15 protein-coding genes are annotated in these 16497 nt (G+C 69.7%); 13 read left to right on the forward strand and 2 right to left on the reverse strand.

Annotated elements, in window-relative coordinates; translation table 11 throughout:
- The first annotated feature begins 354 nt into the window (after window positions 1-354).
- Together NON19_RS05390 and NON19_RS05395 are read left to right on the forward strand one after the other, a co-directional pair.
- Window positions 355-2241 (forward strand): FUSC family protein, encoded by a 1887-nt coding sequence (locus tag NON19_RS05390; protein WP_255925456.1) that lies wholly within the window; start codon window positions 355-357, stop codon window positions 2239-2241.
- 43 nt (window positions 2242-2284) lie between these two features.
- The gene (locus tag NON19_RS05395) at window positions 2285-3097 is read left to right on the forward strand and encodes a maleylpyruvate isomerase family mycothiol-dependent enzyme (protein ID WP_255925457.1); all 813 of its coding nucleotides are present in this window, start codon (window positions 2285-2287) and stop codon (window positions 3095-3097) included.
- Window positions 3098-3175: 78 nt separating this feature from the next.
- On the opposite strand, the gene NON19_RS05400 is transcribed toward NON19_RS05395, so the two are convergent.
- On the reverse strand, window positions 3176-3634 hold the full coding sequence (locus NON19_RS05400; RefSeq protein WP_255925458.1) for a MarR family winged helix-turn-helix transcriptional regulator: 459 nt from the start codon (window positions 3632-3634) through the stop codon (window positions 3176-3178).
- 107 nt (window positions 3635-3741) lie between these two features.
- Here NON19_RS05400 and NON19_RS05405 point away from each other — a divergent pair, with 107 nt between their 5' ends.
- Complete coding sequence (locus NON19_RS05405) at window positions 3742-4080, forward strand: rhodanese-like domain-containing protein (RefSeq protein WP_255925459.1); 339 nt, start codon at window positions 3742-3744, stop codon at window positions 4078-4080.
- A gap of 18 nt (window positions 4081-4098) precedes the next feature.
- Window positions 4099-4674, forward strand: a complete 576-nt coding sequence (locus tag NON19_RS05410) for a YceI family protein (protein WP_255925460.1) — start codon at window positions 4099-4101, stop codon at window positions 4672-4674.
- A 108-nt stretch (window positions 4675-4782) separates the two neighbouring features.
- Here the strand turns inward: NON19_RS05410 and NON19_RS05415 are convergent, their stop codons facing one another.
- Window positions 4783-5448 carry a TetR/AcrR family transcriptional regulator gene (locus NON19_RS05415; protein WP_255925461.1) on the reverse strand — a complete coding sequence of 222 codons (666 nt, stop codon included), beginning with the start codon at window positions 5446-5448 and terminating at the stop codon, window positions 4783-4785.
- 447 nt (window positions 5449-5895) lie between these two features.
- On the opposite strand from NON19_RS05415, the gene NON19_RS05420 reads away from it, so the two are divergent.
- The 9 genes from NON19_RS05420 to NON19_RS05460 all read left to right on the forward strand — a co-directional run bounded on the left by NON19_RS05420 (window position 5896) and on the right by NON19_RS05460 (window position 16386).
- A complete protein-coding gene (locus NON19_RS05420) occupies window positions 5896-7086 on the forward strand; it encodes a pyridoxal phosphate-dependent aminotransferase (RefSeq protein WP_255925462.1) in 1191 nt (396 codons plus the stop codon).
- Window positions 7076-7579: a DUF6190 family protein gene (locus NON19_RS05425; protein WP_255925463.1), complete on the forward strand. Its 504-nt coding sequence runs from the start codon at window positions 7076-7078 to the stop codon at window positions 7577-7579. Before NON19_RS05420 ends, NON19_RS05425 begins: the two co-directional genes overlap by 11 nt.
- A gap of 17 nt (window positions 7580-7596) precedes the next feature.
- The gene (locus NON19_RS05430) at window positions 7597-8394 is read left to right on the forward strand and encodes a dihydrodipicolinate synthase family protein (RefSeq protein WP_255925464.1); all 798 of its coding nucleotides are present in this window, start codon (window positions 7597-7599) and stop codon (window positions 8392-8394) included.
- Entirely contained in the window at window positions 8391-9224 is an 834-nt protein-coding gene (locus NON19_RS05435; RefSeq protein ID WP_255925465.1) for an iron-containing redox enzyme family protein, read from the forward strand. The genes NON19_RS05430 and NON19_RS05435 overlap by 4 nt, the downstream gene beginning before the upstream one ends.
- Entirely contained in the window at window positions 9221-9511 is a 291-nt protein-coding gene (locus NON19_RS05440; protein WP_255925466.1) for a Rieske (2Fe-2S) protein, read from the forward strand. Before NON19_RS05435 ends, NON19_RS05440 begins: the two co-directional genes overlap by 4 nt.
- Window positions 9508-10563: a methyltransferase domain-containing protein gene (locus tag NON19_RS05445; protein ID WP_255925467.1), complete on the forward strand. Its 1056-nt coding sequence runs from the start codon at window positions 9508-9510 to the stop codon at window positions 10561-10563. The genes NON19_RS05440 and NON19_RS05445 overlap by 4 nt, the downstream gene beginning before the upstream one ends.
- Window positions 10564-10625: 62 nt before the next feature.
- On the forward strand, window positions 10626-14438 hold the full coding sequence (locus NON19_RS05450; RefSeq protein ID WP_255925468.1) for a multicopper oxidase domain-containing protein: 3813 nt from the start codon (window positions 10626-10628) through the stop codon (window positions 14436-14438).
- 111 nt (window positions 14439-14549) lie between these two features.
- A complete protein-coding gene (locus NON19_RS05455; protein ID WP_255925469.1) occupies window positions 14550-15287 on the forward strand; it encodes a DsbA family oxidoreductase in 738 nt (245 codons plus the stop codon).
- A 58-nt stretch (window positions 15288-15345) separates the two neighbouring features.
- Window positions 15346-16386 carry a CobW family GTP-binding protein gene (locus NON19_RS05460; protein WP_255925470.1) on the forward strand — a complete coding sequence of 347 codons (1041 nt, stop codon included), beginning with the start codon at window positions 15346-15348 and terminating at the stop codon, window positions 16384-16386.
- Window positions 16387-16497: the final 111 nt, after the last annotated feature.

The following is a 16497-nucleotide window of genomic DNA, read 5'->3' on the forward strand; positions in this document are numbered from 1 at the left end:
AGGGCCGCCGCCGCATCCGCACGAGCAGCCAACACGCAACAGCCAACGCAACCAACACCCAACAGCGACCGAGCAAGCAACAAGCAGCCAGCGCACAGCAGGCAACACACAACAGTCAGCACGAAGACACAGCACGAAGACAGATCCGAACACACACAGCCCGAAGACACAGCACGAAGACACAGCGCAGACACCACATCAACCGCGCAGCGGACGGACGACCAACCTCCGCTGCCCGGCGGGGGGGTTCGATGGAAACGTCACGTAGACCACGCGGACCGCGGATACCCGCGGAACGCACCAGTGCGGCACGGGCAGCAGCCATACGCCACCCGGAGCGAAGCGGTCCGACGCATGGCTGAGAGCTCGGCCGCCCGCCATGGCGTGCCCGCCGCGCACGCCGCCAAGTCCGCTCCCAGCAGCCCGATCCAGCGGCTCCCGCTGCGCGGCCTCTTCCGGATCGGGCACGCGCCCGACATCTGGTACAAGGCGGCGGTGAGCGCCGTGGTCACCATCGGCACGGTACTGGTGACCCTCCTCGCACTGGGCCGCCTGGACCTGGCCGTCTACTGCCTCGCGGGCGCCTTCTGCGCCCTGTACGGCCATGGCCTGCCCTACCCGGCGCGCGCCCGCACCATCCTCGGCCTGGCGGTCGGAATGATCGCCGGAGCGGGGGTCGCCATGGCCACCTCGGCGCTCACCCACTCGATCGCCGTGCGGGTGGCCGTCGCCTCGGTCCTGGCCGCGGTGCAGAAGGTCGCCTGCGACGCCTCGCACATCGGGCCGCCCGGCAACATCGTGCCCACCTTCCTCACCGCGGCCCTCTCCTTCGCCCCGCAGCAACTCGCCGACATTCCCTTCCACTTGGGCCTCGCCTGCCTTGGCGCCACCCTCGGCTGGCTGGTCTGCATGGCCCCCGCCGTGGTCCGCCCGCACGGGCCGGAACGCATCGCCAGCGCGCGTGCACTGGAGGCGGCCGCCCGGCTGGCCCTGGCGGGCCAGGACCCACCGGCCCGCACCCGGCACGAGGCGACGGCCATGCTGGACGCCGCGTGGCGCACCCTGGCCCGGATGTCCAACCGGAGATCATCCGCCGCACGCATCCGCCACCAGCTGGAACACGCCCTGCTGCAGGCCGAGGCGATGCCGACCGACGGTCCGGCACCCCGCAGACTCACCTCCTGGGCACGCAAGTTGCGGCAGAACCGGCCGCTCCCCGACGAGCTCCCGAGCGCCGCGACAAGCAGTGGCCAGCCGCACCCCACGCCCCACATACGACCGGCGTGGCGCGCTCTGCTGGGCGCGCTCAAACCCGGCTCACCGCTGCTTCCCGTGGGGCTGCGCACCCTCGTCGGCTGCGCCGTGGGCGGCTGGCTGTCCATGGCGATCGGCGTGGGACGACCGTACTGGGCGGTGGTCACCGCCGCGTCGTTGTTCCAGGCGAACGCCGCGCTGTCCTGGCACCGCGCGGTCAACCGCGTCCTCGGCACCTTCCTCGGTGTGCTGCTCTTCACCGCGTTGATTCCGGTGGTCGAGATGGGGCACCCCGCCATGGTGGCCGCCGCGCTCGTCTGTCTTCTCGGTATGGAAGCGACGATCGCCCGGAGCTACTGGCTGGGTACCACCTTCATCACCCCGCTGGCACTGATCGTCGCGCAGCTCGCCAAGGTGCAGCCCGCGCGTGAACTGGCCATCGACCGGTGGGAGGACACCTGCATCGGCGCCGTGATCGGCGTGCTGTGCTGTCTGCTGATCACCAACCGCCGGGCGACCCATCGGGTGCACTCGGCCATTGCCAAGGTGGCCGAAGCGACCACCGAGGCACTGCGGCTGCTGGAAACCGACACCACCCGGCGCGGCTGCGCACCACCGGACCACCGCACCGCCACCCATCATGAACTCGGCCGCGCCCGCCACCGTCTGGTGGGAGCGCTGATGGACCTGCGCCAAGCCGCGGACGCCGCGGGGGGCGAGTGGTGGCAACCGCATCTGTCGCGCCGACACGTGGCGGACGCCGAATACGAGGGCCATCTGACCCTGGCGGCACTCGCCCGCCACCGCATTCACCTGTCCCGCCCTACCCCGACGGAATCGGTCGTGGCCACCACCGACGCGGGCTCGACGGCCGACCTGCCCGTCATGGTCACGGGCCATCCCAGGCAAACCGCTACACCAACGGAAGAGCGCCAGGTGTCGGCGGCCGCGGATTTGCCTTCGAGTGGACTCCAACCTCCACACTGATCCCGGACAGCATCCGTGCCGGGGGCCAGAAAGGCGACAGCTGATGGAGACGACGAGCCGGGCAGGGCACCCCCTGCCGTACGACACCTACCGGGAGGCCGTCGAACGGGAGACGCTGCGCTTCGCCGAGGTGGTTGGAGCAGCCGACCCCGCGACCGTCGTGCCCTCGTGCCCGGACTGGACGCTGGCCGATCTCACCCGGCATGTTGGAGCGCTGCAGCGCTGGTTCTGCACGCTGCTGACCCAACTGGTGCAGGAGCCGCCGCGCAGCCGCGATGTGGATCTGGGGCTGCCGGAACGTGTGGAGGAGTACGCCGACTGGGTGGCCGCGGGCGTTCCGGGGGTGGTCGCCGTGCTGCGGGCAACGGATCCCCATGCGGCGATGTGGGCCTGGGGTGAGGACCAGTACGCGCGGTTCTGGGCCCGCAGGATGCTGTTCGAGACGCTGGTGCACCGGGTGGACGCCGAACGTGCCGTCGGCCGGGAGTCGGACATCGACCCGGTGCTGGCGGCGGACGGCGTGGACGAGTTCCTCGTCAACCTGCGCTACGCGGGCCTGTTCGCCCCCGCCGTGGCGCAACTGCGCGGTACCGGCGAGACCATCGCCTTCCGCTGCGCGGACCCCGCGGGCAGCGTCAGCGAGGAGTGGCGGATGCGGCTGGAGCCGACCGGTTTCCACCTGCTGCCGCCAGCGGGACCCGACGAGGGGCCGACCGAGGCACAGGCAGTGGTACGCGGGCAGGCGGCGGACCTCCTGCTACTGCTCTACGGACGGCGGTCGTACAAGGAGACCGCCTTCGGCATCTCGGGCGACCTGACGGTGCTCGACCACTGGTTCACCCACACGGCCTTCTGAACGCGGCGACGGCGACACCGCCTGCGCACAACGTCCCACCCGGCGCGGTGAGTTGCTGGCCCTCAGGGAACGATCGTTTCAGCTCCAGCGGATCTCCGCGCGGTCGCCCTGGGCCACCTTCAGCAGTGCGGAGGCGAGGACGTGCGTCTCCTCCTCGGTGAGGTAGGCGGAGAAGTGGCGGTGGATGCCGCGCAGATACGCGGGAGCGGTCTCGCGCAGCGCGTCCTGGCCAGCCTCGGTGATGGTGGCCCAGACCACGCGTTTGTCGGTGGCGTCCTGGCATTTGCGGACCAGACCGCTCTTGGCCATCTCGTCGACCAGGCGGCTGACCCGGGTGCGGCTGAGCACCACCCGGTCGGACAGCTCCTGCATGCGCAGCCCGCCGGTCCCGGCGGCCCGTAGTTCCAGGAGCACGTCGTACCAGGTGAGGGGCACGGTACCGGCTCGCTGTACATCGGCCTCGATGGCTCGCACAGCCGTGTTGTGCGCGAGCAGCAGCGCCCGCCAGGCCTCTAGTCGCACATCGCCATTACTCACGGGACCCAGTCTATCGGCACTTGTGTGCGAGCGCACGCACTTGTTAGAGTGTGTGCGCCCGCACGGATTCCAAGCCGTGAGAGAGCCGATCCAAAGGGGGATCAGCCATGCCCAAGAACATCGGACGCGATGAGGTCCAGAAGAAGATCGAGGCCGGTGCCACCGTGCTGGAGGCGCTGCCGGCCTCGTACTACGAGGACAAGCACCTGCCCGGTGCGCTCAACTTCCCGCTGGACGACGTGGACAAGCTCGCCGGCGAGCTGCTGCAGGACAAGTCCGCGGAGATCGTCGTGTACTGCACCGACACCACGTGCAACAACTCCGGGATCGCGGCCACGCGGCTGGAGGAGCTCGGTTACACCAACGTTCACAAGTACGCCGCGGGCAAGTCGGACTGGATCGCGGCCGGACTGCCGACCGAGTCCGGCCCGGCTGCCAAGGCCTGACGAAGGGAATCGACTGCGATGAGCAGTGCAAGCGCGGCCACCCGTACGCTCGGCGGGGTGGAGCTGCCCGCCGCCGGTGAGTGGAAGCTCGACCCCGGCCACGCCGAAGTGGGCTTCGTCGGGCGGCACTTCATGATGACCAAGGTCCGTGGGCGGTTCCACGGTGTCGACTCGACCATCCTGGTGGGGGAGCGCCCCGAGGACAGCAAGGTGACCGCGGTCATCGACATCGCCTCCCTGGACACCGGCGACAAGTCCCGTGACGACCACCTGAAGTCCGCCGACTTCTTCGACGTGGAGAAGTTCCCCAAGGCGACGTTCACCTCGACCTCGGTGACCTGGCAGGGCACCAGCGGGTCGGCGGTCGGCGATCTGACGATCAAGGACGTGACCCGGCCGGTCACCCTGCAGATCGACTACCTCGGATACGCCAGGGACCCCTGGGACAACGACCGGATCGTGTTCTCCGCCAAGGGCAAGGTCAACCGCGAGGAGTGGGGGCTGACCTGGAACATGGTCCTGGAGTCGGGAGGCCTGATGGTCTCCAAGGAGATAGAGCTGGTGCTGGAGTTCGAAGCCATCCGGCAGGCCTGAGGGGGCTGGGGGCCGGGAGCCGCGCGACACCGGCCGCCGAAGACATGGCCGAACAGCGCGGTGATCCCTGACCGGTGGGTCCGTTGTCCTAGACGGCGGACCCACCGGTCACGTCCGGGTGCCGCTCCCGCCGAGCGCGCCCGGTGAGTCGGTGGCGCCGACGAAACGGTGGATCAACGCGGTGACGCTCGCCCTGATCCGCTGCGGGGTGAACTCGGCCGCGCGCAGCGCGTGGTGGAGGTCGGCGGTCACCGGTGCCAATAGCAGATGGGCGGTGACCTCCGCGTCGAGTTCGGGACAGGCCTCGGCCAGCAGCACCGCCAGATGGCGTCGCCAGAACTGGTAGGAGCCGACCCGGTACCGGGCGCCGGGAGCGGCGGTCTCCGAGAGCCGGATCAACTCCAGGTTGTCTTCGAGCAGTTCTAGGTAGGCGTCGAAGAAGGCGGTGATCCGGCCCGAGGCGGCGGCGCCGGGGCCGAGTGGTGGCGGCCCGAACATGATCCGTTCCTGCAGCGCGCTGTCCTGGGCGTCGAGCAGCGCGGCGGCCAGCCCGGCCTTGCTGCCGAACCTGCGGAACAACGTGCCCTTGCCGACTCCCGCCGCACCCGCGATGGCGTCCAGCGAGACCTCGCCCACCCCGTGCTCGGCGAACAGGCGGGCGGCGACGCTGAGGATCCGGCTCCGGTTGCGGGCGGCGTCGGAGCGCTCCCTGATCCGCCCCGCGGGCGGCCGTGAGCCTATCTTGATCAGGCTGTCGCGGTCGTGATCGTTCACCCGCCCGCCCCGTTTCGCTTACTTGCCGTACAGCCCGTGGAAGCACCGGGCCGCGGCGATCTTACGCCATGCGCAAGAGCTTCATATGCCTCCGGAATTACATCCTTGTTTCCCGTCCTCGGGTGTGGCTATAGTGCGCTCTATCGGACCGTGGTCCGGTTACGGGGGAGGCTCGATGCTGCGATTCTCGGCTGAGTACGCCGATGCGCCGCCGACAGTAACGCCACTTCGACTGTTCGCCGCAGCGTTTCATCATCAACTGTCCTGTTCTCAGCGGTAGCTGACATTCCAATACCCGGAGGCGGATCCACCCTGACCTGGTGAGGTCCCCGCCGGATCACGCTGGTCCGTGCCTGAAGTCCCGGCAAATCCGCGCCTCGGACCCGCTCCCTGGCGCGCGCATATCTGGTAGCTCACCACCACTCTCTCGAGTGTCTGGAGGCCTCAATGAGCCAGCACCTCAGTCGTGAAGTACCACCGCAGACAACGTCGTTGCTCGACCTCACACAGCATGAGATCGAGGCGCTACGCACAAGGTTCAACCTCGCCGACGCCCACACCCACCAGCGGCAGTCGGACCGTCAGCAAAAGATCGTCTCCCGGCTTCCCGAGCTCTGGTACGAAGCGGAGGAGGGCCTGCAGGCCACCTACGAACAGCGGTTCACCGAGGCTTTCTTTCGCCTTCACCGGCAGCCGACCGCGCTGGCCGCCAACAAGACGCTACTGTCCTATGCCGCTTCCATATCGACCATGGTGGCCGGCATGTTCCTCAAGCAGCAGCGGATGGCCGTGACGTTGATCGAGCCGTGCTTCGACAACCTCCACGACGTGCTGGCCAACATGGGCGTGGCCGCGCACCCGATCGACGAGGAGGCGCTGCACGACCCGGACCGGATCTATGAGGAACTGCGCCGCCGGGTACGCACGGACGCCCTGTTCCTGGTCGACCCCAACAACCCCACCGGTTTCACGCTGCTGCAGTACGGCCGACGCGGCTTCGAGGAGGTCGTGCGGTACTGCAAGGATCACAACAAGCTGCTGGTCATCGACTTCTGCTTCGCCTCCTTCACGCTCTTCGACCCGGAGGTCACCCGGTTCGACGTATACGAGCTGCTGGAGAGCTCGGGTGTCACGTACCTGGCGATCGAGGACACCGGCAAGACCTGGCCGGTGCAGGACGCCAAGTGCGCGATGATCACGGCGAGCGACGACATCCGGGAGACCGTCTACAACATCCACACCAGTGTGCTGCTGAACGTCTCGCCGTTCACCCTGAACATGCTGACGCAGTACCTGGAGGACTCCGCCGAGGACCAACTCGCCTCGGTGCGCGACCTGTTGACCCGCAACCGCGAACTGGTCCGCAAAACGCTCGACGGCACCATCCTCGAGTACCAGGAGCCGGTGGCCAAGGTCAGCGTGGCCTGGGCCAGGATCGACCACCCCGAGCTGACCGCCACCGAACTGCAGCGCCTGCTCTACGCGGAGGGCGTCTACGTGCTGCCGGGCCGCTACTTCTACTGGAGCGAGCCGGGCAAGGGCGAGTCCTACATACGGATCGCGCTGGCCCGCGAACCGGAGATGTTCGCCGACGCGATGGCGCTCACCCGAAGGGTGCTCGACCGTCATGCTCGCTGACGCGGGTACCGAGGAGTATGTGGACGCGACGCTCTTCCTCGGCATGAACTGCGCCCAGGAGAGCGTCCGCATCGCCTGCAAGTCCTACTTCGCCGCCCGGCTCGCCGACCGGGTGGTGATGAGCCTGGAGCAGGTGGGCCGGTGCGACGACCTGGTGTGGCAGTTCCCGCGCGAGGTACAGGACGCCTACTACCCGTTCATGGACAACCTGCACACCATCATGTCGATCGACCGGATCGGCTACGACGACGCGGACCTGCGCAGCGCGCCCGCCGCGGAACCGCCGGGCGGACTGCCGACCCATGAGCGGTTGCTGCTGGGCATGGTGCTCAACCGCGGCGGAACGCTGCGCTCGGTCAGCTCCCGGCTGCTGGACCGGCCAGGGCTGCCGGTACGGGCGCCCGAGGAGGGACCGGAGTTGGCGTTCCCCGAACCGCTGGAGCGGCTGTACCAGCAGTCGCTACGGCTCCGGCTTCCGGTCAACGAGCTATGAAGGGCGGCGATTCAGAAGTGTTCCGTGGAGTGACGGCGGCCCTGGTGACGCCGCTGACCGACTCCGGAGAGGTGGCCGAGGCGGACGTGGCGCGGCTGGTCGCCTCGGTGCGCGACCATGTGGACGCGCTGTTGCCCGCCTTGAGCACCGGTGAGGGATGGGCGCTGACCGACCGGCAGTGGCGGGCCATGGTGGCCGCCACCGTCCGCCACGCCGGTGGTCTGCCCGTGCTCGCCGGCATCGAGGTGCCGACGACCGACCTGGTGCTCGAACGCGCCCGGCAGGCAAAGGAGTTGGGCGCGACAGCGGTGGTGGCGACCACCCCGTACGGGCCGCGGGTCGGCCAGCAGGAGATGTTCCGGCACTACGAGCGGCTGGTCGCTGAATCCGGGCTGGCGGTGATCGTATACAACGAGAGTGCGCTGTCCGGCAACACCATCGAGCTCGACACCCTGCTGCGCGTCTGCCGGGTGCCGGGCATCGTGGGGATCAAGGACTCCTCGAACAGTGTGGAGTCCATCAAGCGGCTGATCGCCGCCGATCCCGGTGTGCCGGTCTTCCAGGGCATGGAGCGCCTGCTGCTGGACTCCGGCCCGGTCGACGGCTACGTGGTGTCGCTGGCCAATGTCGAACCCGCCTTCTGCGCCCGGCTGTTCGCCGACCCGGCGCCCGCCAGGGCCGACGAACTGGCCGCCCACTGCGACCGCTACGGGTTGGACCGCGACGACTGGTACCGGGCGCTGAAGGTGGAACTGCGCCGCCGCGGTGTGCTGACCACCGACCGGACCGTGGCGGACGGCGGTGATCGGGTATGAGGACCACCGCGTCGGACAGCGGCATGAAGCGGCTGTTCATCCTCAACCGCTCACTGCCCGACGTCCCCGTGCTGACCGAGATCCTCGAACTGGAACGGCAGTGGATCGTGCCCAAGGTGGCGGGGCTCGCCGAGCGGGCCGCACCCGTCACCTCGCGGGCGCAGTGGGTCGAGGCGCTCGACGGCCTGCTGGCCGAGGAGCGGTCCGGCACACCGGCCGGGGAGTACGTGGCCGAGAAGGCCGACCGGGAGGAGTTCCGCCTCGTCGTGCGGGAGTTCGCCCTGGACGGTCTGACCGAGGCGCAGAACTTCTTCCCGGCCATCCCACGGCTGCCGATCAGGTCGCAGATGGCCGTGATGCGGGTGCTCATCGACGAGTTCGGCTGCGGCAACCTGCGCCAGGCGCACTCCCAGCTCTACCTCAACCTGCTGGCCGAACTCGACCTGCCGCAGGACCTCGACAGCTACTTCGACACCACCAGCGAAGAGAACTTCGCGTTCTTGAACTCCTTCTACTGGATGACCCAACGCGCCCCCGACATCGAGTACTTCCTCGGTGCACTGGCCTACCTGGAGGCCAGCATCCCGGACGCCTTCACCGTGCAGGCCCGCGCCTGCGAACGGCTGGGTCTGGCCAACGGCCGGTACTACACCGAGCACCTGCACATCGACACCTTCCACCGGCAGGAGATGCAGGTCGCCATCCGCGAGCTGGAGGCGGCCCGCGGCCTGGATCCGGCGAAGGTGTGGGTGGGCGCGCTGCTGCTGTCGGAGCTGATCGGCGCGGCCTTCGAGGCGGCGGTGCGGCGGGCGCGCGAGGAGGTGCGATGAGCGGGCCGAGGGCTGACGAACCGGTACTGGAGGAGATCGACGGCGACTCGGTCCGCGTCACGGTGGCCGGGCAGGAGTTCGTCATCGACGCGGCCTGCCCGCACCGGCTGGGCAGGCTGGTGCACGGCTACGTCAACCCCCGGACCCTGCGGATCACCTGCCCGCTGCACCGCACCACCTTCGACCTGGCCACCGGCTGCCCGGTGGCCGGGCCCGGCACCGATCCACTGACCGTCCACCGGACCGGCCCGGCCGGTTCCCGCCGAGCGGAGGTGACCGGCGGATGAGCCGCTCTCCGGCCACCACACCCGCTCCCGACTACGAACCGGAGCAGGTCTGGCTGCCCGCATCCGAGCAACTCCTGCAGTGGCAAGGCGACTTCCACGACCTCATGCTCGGCGACGAGTTGCGGATGACCGCCTACCACGCGGCCATCACCGAGACGGTACGCCCCGGCGACACCGTCCTCGACCTGGGCACCGGCACCGGCATCCTGGCCCGATGGGCGCTGGAGTCCGGTGCGGCCCGGGTGTACGGGATCGACCTCAACGAGACCGTACTGGCCACCGCGACCGAACGGCTGGCCGCGGCCGGTTTCGCCGACCGGTTCCATCCGCTGCTCGGGCTCTCCTTCGACCTGCGACTGCCCGAGCGGGTCGACGTGATCGTCTCCGAGATCCTCGGGAACCTCGCCGACAACGAGAACGCCCCGGTGATCCTGGACGACGCACGCCGACGCTTCCTGCGCCCCGGCGGCACCATGCTGCCCCAGCGGGTGGAGAGCTATCTGGTGCCGGTGGCGGCCGAGCGGGCACACGCCGAGATCAGCCGCGGTGAGCCCCAACAGGGCGGCGGCCCCGAGGAGTTCGCCGAACTGCTGCGGGGCCGGGGTGCCCGCTCGGCGTTCGACCTGTACTACGACACCATCGTGCCGATCTCCGGCCACCTGGCGGCTCCCCGGATCGTGCGCAGTTTCGACCTGGAGCACGACTGCGCCTCGGTCGGCGCCAGTTACCAGGTTCCGCTGGTCTTCACCGCGCACCGCGCGGGGCGGTTGACGGGCCTCAAGGGGTATTTCGTCGCCACGCTCTCCAAGACGGTGGCGCTCGACATCTCCGGGGACCGGATCGCCGAGCGGACCACCTCGGACAGCTGGAAGCACTGCTACCTGCCGATCGAGCACCCCATCGACGTCCGCCAGGGCGACCGGATCGCGGTCACGTTCAGCCGGGTCGCCCCGGACGACGCCAACCACACCTTCCGCCAGGGCTACCGATGGGAGGGGCAGGTGATCTCCGGCAACCAGACGGTGGCCCGCTTCGCCCAACGCACCGCGTAGTCAACGTCCTTCACTGTCCTACACCACAAAACGGGGGATACAGCTCAATGGATCAACCTGTCATGCCCGGGGAACGGCCGACCAGAACGTACGAGGTCGTCGCGCTCAACGTACCGATCGCCTACAACGGGTTCGGCGACCACGACGTCCACGGCGCGCTGTACACGCTGGCCCAGGACGCGGAAGTGCTGCGGGAGGTGGCCGAGCGCTGGCCCTCGCCCTTCCCGGACTACCTCAAGGACCCCGACCTGGTTCCCAAGCCGCATCCGCTCGCCCGCCCGCTGGTACTGCGGGTACGCAGGGGCGAGCGGCTGCGGGTCCGGCTGACCAACGAGCTGTCCCGGCCGACCGGTATGACCATGCAGGGCGTCCAGTACGACGCCCGCACCCAGGACGGCCTGGCCGCCGGTGCCAACCCCGACACCTCGGTCGCCCCGGGCGGGACCCGCGAGTACGAGTGGGTGTGCGAGCACGAGGGCGTCTTCCACTTCGGCGACATGGCGGACGCCCGCGGTGAGGGCGCGCAGAGCCACGGCCTGATCGGGGCACTGGTGGTCGAGCCGCCCGAGGCGACCTGGACCGAGCCGGAGACCGGCTCCGACCTCGCCTCCGGACTGTACGCGGACGTCCATCTGCCCGACCGCAGCTTCCGCGAGTTCGTCATCTTCATGATGGAGTACCCGAGCAACGACAACCCGGCCGACATCGCCGGCGCCCTCGCCGCGGGTGGCATGGGCGGCATGAGTGGCACAGGCGGGACGGGGGGCACCGGCGGGATGGGCGACATGGGCGCCATGCCCATGGCCGCCGCGCCGTCCGCGCTGCCCACCGCCGGGCGGGCCGCCGCGCTCCCCGACGGGGCTTCGGAGGCGGTCGCCGCCGCGGGCCGGGCGCCCGACGCCGCCGACACGCTTGCCGACCTCACCCCGCCCAACAACGCCATGCTTCCGGTCAACCTCCGCATCGAGCCGATGGAATGGCGCATGTACGAGTACATGCGGATGATGCGCGACGGGGTGCTCGACCCGGTGCGGGACGCGCAGACCGGCGAGGAACTGCACCACAGCTCCTGGATGTTCGGCGACCCGTACACGCCGGTACTGCGCGGCTACCAGAACGACCCCACGGTGATCCGCCTCGTCCACGGCGGCATGCGCGACACCCATGTCTTCCACACTCATCTGCACCAGTGGCGGGTGGACACCGGCGACGGCGGCTCCAGGATCGTGGACTCGGTCAGCATCAGCCCGCAGGAGGGCATGACCCTGGAACTGATCGGCGGCCTGGGCTCGGTACAGGGCGCGGTCGGCGACTCGCTGTGGCACTGCCACATGTACGTCCACTTCCACATGGGCATGTGGGGCATGTTCCGGATCTTCGACACCCTGCAGGATGGCTCCGGCACCTATCCCGACGGCACGCCCATCGCCGCGCTGCGCCCGCTGCCGCACCGGCCGCTTCCCGCACTGCCGACACCCGAGCGTCCCGGCTTCCCGGCCTTCCTGCGGGACACGGCCAAGTACCCGCAGAAGAACCCCCGTCCGCCGCGCACCCCGCAGCAGCCGCTCGGCATGGGCCGCGAGCCCACGCCGCTTGAGGCGGCCGCGTTCATCGACGACCCGCGCCCCGGCGAGGCGTTCACCCGGATCGGCCCGCGCGACGCACCGGTGCGCCGGTACCACCTGGTGGTCGCCGAGGGCACGGTCTACTACCACGGTGACCCGGCCGACGAGCAGGCGATGACCTGGCACGACCACCGCGGCCACTTCTTCGCGCTGGCCGAGGAGATCGAACAGGCCGGTGGACTGCCGGAATTCCAGCGGCAGTTGGAGGCGGGGGAGCGCCGCCTCGAACCGCTGGTCATCCGCGGCCACCGGGGCGAGGTGCTGGAGCTCACCCTCACCAACATGCTGCCGACCGGCAAACAGGCGCAGACGGCCTTCGACCCGGCGCTGCCGTTCCAGCCCGAATGCAGCCTCCACACCCATCTGGTCAAGTACGATCCGCTGATCTCGGACGGCTCCGCCATCGGCTGGAACTACATCTCCGGCACCACCACCGCCGACCAGGGCGAGCAGGCCTACGACCAGTACAACTCGTGGACCTACCGCTGGTACCTGGACGAGGAGCTGGGCACGATCCTGTTCCACGACCACCTGCTGGCCAACTACCGCCAGCGACATGGCCTGTTCGGCGTGATGGTGGCCGAGGCGGAGGGCACCGAGTGGCTGTCGCCCGCCGACGGGACGACCGAACTGCGGCGCGGCAGTGAGGCGGTGCTGCGGCTGCCGGACGGCGAGCGGCTGCGCGAGTTCGTGCTGACCGTCGCCGACTTCGTCCCGCTGGTCGAGCACATGGGCGGCCAGCCCGGAGCGCCGATCAATCCGCCGCCGGTGCCCGGCGGTCCGGACGACCAGGGCGTGTTCGGCGTCAACTACCGCTGTGAGCCGCTGGTCAGCCGGGGCGGCGACCCGGCGGACTGGTTCTCCAGCACGGTCCACGGCGACCCCGGCACTCCGCTGCTGCGCGCCTACCCGGGCGAGCGGATCCGGTTGCACATCGTCCAGGGATCGCACGATCTGCAGCACAGCTTCAACATCAACGGTCTGCGCTGGCGCGACCAGGGCGCCGGCAGCGGCGCCCCCTGGCAGTACCAGCGGACCTTCGGCATCTCCAACGCCGCCGACCTTGAACTCGACCCGGCCCGGGGCGCGGGCGACTACCTGTGGTCGTTCGGCGCCACCGACGACCTGTGGCTCGGCGCCTGGGGCCTGGTCCGGCTGCACGACCGGATCCGCCCCGACCTGCCGCCGCTGCCCTCCGCCGTACCCGGCCTGCAGCCGCTGCCGCCCAGGGAGCGGGTGCGCCGCTACACGGTGTACGCCCGCGCGCGCGAGATCGACTACAGCGCCTCCCGGATCGACCCGTACGGCCTGGTGTACGAGGTGGACGGCGAGCCGGTCGACGGGCCGCTGGTGCTGCGCTGCCGCGCCGGGGAGTGGGTCGAGGTCACCCTGGTGAACGAGTTGGACGGACCGCCTCCGGCCAGCCCGCTGGACCCGACGCTGCTCGCCAAGGACGACCCGGGTTCGCGGACGATCTCCGGCCGGGTGTCCCTCCACCCCAACCGGCTGAGCTACGACGTACGGGCCGACGACGGCGCCTGTGTCGGGCAGAACGCCGACAGCACGGTCAAGCCCGGTGGCAGCTACACCTACTCCTGGTACGCCGGGGAGCCAGGCGTGGCGCTGCTGCGGGACCAGGCCGACGTGGTCACCCACATGCGGCGCGGCCTGGTCGGCGCGCTGGTGGTGGAGGAGGCCGACGCCACGCCGTACGACCCGGACAGCGGGCGGGAGCGGTGGGTCGGCGAGCAGGCCGTGGTGCGCAGGCTCGACGCCGAACCGGTGCACGAACTGGTGCTCGTCCCGCAGGACGGACTGCGGCTCTACCACGACGGCGACCTGACCCAGCCGGTCACCGACCTGTTCTCGGACAGCCGGGACGACAACGGTCAGAAGGCGTACAACTACCGCACCGCGGCGCTGCATCCGCTGCACCCGGTGCTCGCCGACCCGCAACCGCCCACCCCGCTGCTGCACTGCCGGGCGGGCGACCAGGTCGCCGTCCACCTGGTGATCGGCGGCGCGCGCAGCCGCAACCAGATGTTCACCGTGCACGGCCAGGTGTGGGACTCCTCGGGGGTCGGCGAGGGACCGTGGCTGTCCACCATCGGAGCACTGGCCGCCGGATCCACCCGCAGCATCCGGTTCCGGGCCAACTTCCCGGGTGACTACGTGTATCGCACGGGGAATCTGCACTGGGGCGTCAGCGAGGGCTGGTGGGGGCTGATCCGAGTGGACGAACGCTCGTGACCGACACGGCCGCCGGGCGCGGCGGCCGTGCGACGGTTTGACCGCAACCGGCAGTAGTGCCCGGAGCGGGCCGAGTGCCCGCTCCGGGCCGCCCGAGGAAGGGGAACCACCATGTCCGTCGAGCCGAGCACCGCCGAGCCGGTGGCCGTCGAAACCGATCCGCGGCTTCCGCTCACCCCCGACACCATCGCCGTGTTCACCGACCTGAACTGCTCCTTCGCTCATGTCGCGGTGCACCGGCTGCATGAGACCCGGCGGCGGCTGGGCCTTGACGGCGTGCTCTGGTTCGACTTCCGGGCCTTCCCCCTGGAGTTGTTCAACCGCGAGGTCAACGCCCGCCCCGGTGTGGACTCCGAGATCTCGGTGCTCGGCTCCCTCGAACCCGACGCGGGCTGGCGCCTTTGGCAGGGGCCGGACTGGACCTATCCGGTCACCACCCTGCCCGCCCTGGAGGCGGTGCACGCGGCCAAGTCGCAGAGCTGGCGGGCCAGCGAACAGCTGGACCGGGCGCTGCGCCGGGCCTTTTGGGCCGAGGGGCGGTGCATCTCCATGCGGCACGTGATCCTTGAGGTGGCCGAGGCGACCGGTGCGGTGGACGTGCCGCAGCTGGCCGACGCACTGGACACCGGCTCCGCCCGCCCCGCCGTGATGGCGCAGTACCGGGCCGCGTGCGACGGCCGCGTCAACTGCAGCCCGCACATCTTCCTCAAGGACGGCACTGACAGCGCCAATCCGGGCATCAGCGCCCACTGGATCAACGGGGGCTTCGGCACCGGCTACCCGGTGATCGACACCGACCGTCCCGACGTGTACGAGGAACTCCTCACCCACGCGGCCGGGCTGCTCTGACCTCACCTCGGGTAGTAGCCTCAAGGGCGCCGCGCCGCCGTTGTGAAGAGGACCCACGTTGTCGAAGCACCGGATTCCCGTCGTCATCCTCGCGGGGTTCCTGGGGTCGGGTAAGACCACGTTGCTCAACCACCTGCTGCGCAACAGCGCGGGGGCGCGCATCGGGGTGGTCGTCAATGACTTCGGCAGCATCAACGTGGACGCCCTCAGCGTCGCCGGTCAGGTCGATTCGATGATCTCGCTGGGCAACGGCTGTCTGTGCTGCGCGGTCGACACCAGTGACATGGACGAGATGCTCCACCGGCTCACCCGGCCGAGCGCGGGCATCGACGTCATCGTCATCGAGGCGAGCGGGCTCGCCGAACCCCAGGAGGTGATCCGCATGGTCCTGGCCAGTGACAACCAGCGGATCAGCTACGGGGGCCTGGTGGAAGTGGTCGACGGCGTGGAGTTTGAACAGACCCTCGCCCGGCATCCACATGTCGAACTCCACCTCAGGTGCGCCGACTTGATCGTGCTCAACAAGAGCGACCGCCTCAGCGAGCCGCGACGCGACGAACTGCTGGCCCGCGTCGCCCGCATCACCCCCGGAACCCCGGTCGTACCGACGGCCTACGGACGGATCGATCCGGAGCTGCTGTTCGACCGGAGCGCACGGGCCGAACGCGAGTCCCGGGTGCGGCAGTTGACCTTCGACGACCTGCGCACCGACGACCACGACCACACCGGCGGTTGCGAACACCTGCATTCCGCCTACCAGACCGTCACCTTCGTCTCCGAGCGGCCGATGGATCCGCGCCGGATGATGGACTTCCTGGACGGCGGCCCGGCCGGTGTCTACCGCATCAAGGGCTTCGTCGACTTCGGGGAACCTGGAGCCAGGCAGAAGTACGCCGTGCACACCGTCGGCAGATACCTGCGTTTCCGCCGGGGGCGCTGGGCGGACGGCGAGCCGCGTGGCACCCGGCTCGTCGTCATCGGCGCAGGGCTGGACGCGCGGTCGCTCACCGAGGAGCTCAACCGCTGTGTCGAGACCGGTACGCCCTCCACCGCGGACGACCTGCGGATGATGCCCGTGCTGCGTTACGTCGAGGCCTGACGGCGCCGCGCGGTGCCAGGCGCCGGAGAGGCCGCGGGTATGAATCCGTCGTTCCGGTAGGTAAGGGCATGCGCTAGTGTCATCGCGACGCCCACGGCATCCTTGACCCGA

The organism is Streptantibioticus rubrisoli (genome assembly GCF_024436055.1).
GTDB classification, from domain to species: Bacteria; Actinomycetota; Actinomycetes; order Streptomycetales; family Streptomycetaceae; genus Streptantibioticus_A; species Streptantibioticus_A rubrisoli.